Source organism: Limnospira sp. PMC 1279.21 (assembly GCF_032349615.1).
In the GTDB taxonomy this organism is placed as follows: domain Bacteria; phylum Cyanobacteriota; class Cyanobacteriia; order Cyanobacteriales; family Microcoleaceae; genus Limnospira; species Limnospira fusiformis.
On sequence record NZ_JARPLU010000421.1, the window covers coordinates 1 to 1,087 of the forward strand.

Annotated in this window: 2 pseudogenes; both read right to left on the bottom strand. The window is 37.5% G+C overall.

The features are described 5' to 3' along the window. Positions 1 to 278 (bottom strand): annotated as a pseudogene (locus tag P5683_RS25125) (hypothetical protein); the annotation flags it as partial. Next, positions 278 to 1,087 (bottom strand): annotated as a pseudogene (locus P5683_RS25130) (hypothetical protein); the annotation flags it as partial. The pseudogenes P5683_RS25130 and P5683_RS25125, both read right to left, overlap by 1 nt.

The window sequence follows — 1,087 nt, forward strand, 5'->3', positions numbered from 1 at the left end:
TCCCAATTAGAGGTAATAAATCTCGCTACTTTCTCAAAGCTAAAGTTAGATAAAAACTTAGTAATTCCTTCCCATAGCCAACCTCCAAAACTTTTGCCCCATTCAACAACTTTACCAGTAACTTTAGCCCATAATTTGCCAAACCAACCTACTTCTTGGGTAGATGTTCTTTGGGCTAAATTAACTTGTCTAACGCCATTTCTACCTATACTGCTACGGGTTTGACGACTAGACAAGCTACGAGTACTCCTTAGCATTCTTGCACTTCTGGCAACCATTACAAAGTCCCTCTTAGTGGGTTATCGCCATCAATCAATTCGGTTTCTATCTTGATATCAGGAAAGTCTTTTTTCAGTAATTCTTGTACTTTTTCGGTTTCCTCTTCTCTGATATCATCCTGTTTTTTCATTGAATCATATAACCGCGTTAAATCGGCTAATATGTCTTTTGCTGGGTCATTACTGTTCACCTGTAAAGTACCTTGAGCGCGTAAGCAAATATTTATTGAATTTGATTTAATGTTGTTTGTAATGTTTCTTTTGCATCCTTCTGGTTGGTAATCTTAATTTTGCTTTCATTGGGTTCCAGTAGCTCCTCAAAATTATCAGCCTCCGGGGTAAATGCTGTTTTAATTGTTTCATATTTTTCCTCGGTAGCAAAGCCCAAATAGTCGATTATCTCCGACACTTCCCTACCTGCTTTAAACGCCGCCGCGTGAGCTAAACCTGCTTCGTGTAATGCTGTTAAAACAGCATTTTGGGTAACTTGGTGACTAATAGCAATTTCCATTACCATACCAAATATTTCAGCAATTGATTCAGCTAAGTTAGGTAATTTGATTTCGGCTTTTTCTTCGGCTTTGGTCATGAGATTGACATCATCAATCTCTACTTTAACTTCAAATTCACCCCATCTTTCGTCATCGATGTCAAACCTGTACATCAGCCATTCTGGTAATGTGTTTATTCGTTTAATTCTATTTTCTGTATTCTCGGCATTAACTGTTATTTTTTCTGGCATTTCAGCAGGAAAGGATTCAGGGTCTAAAAACTCATAAATCCTTCTAATCATTCCGCAACATTCTTCA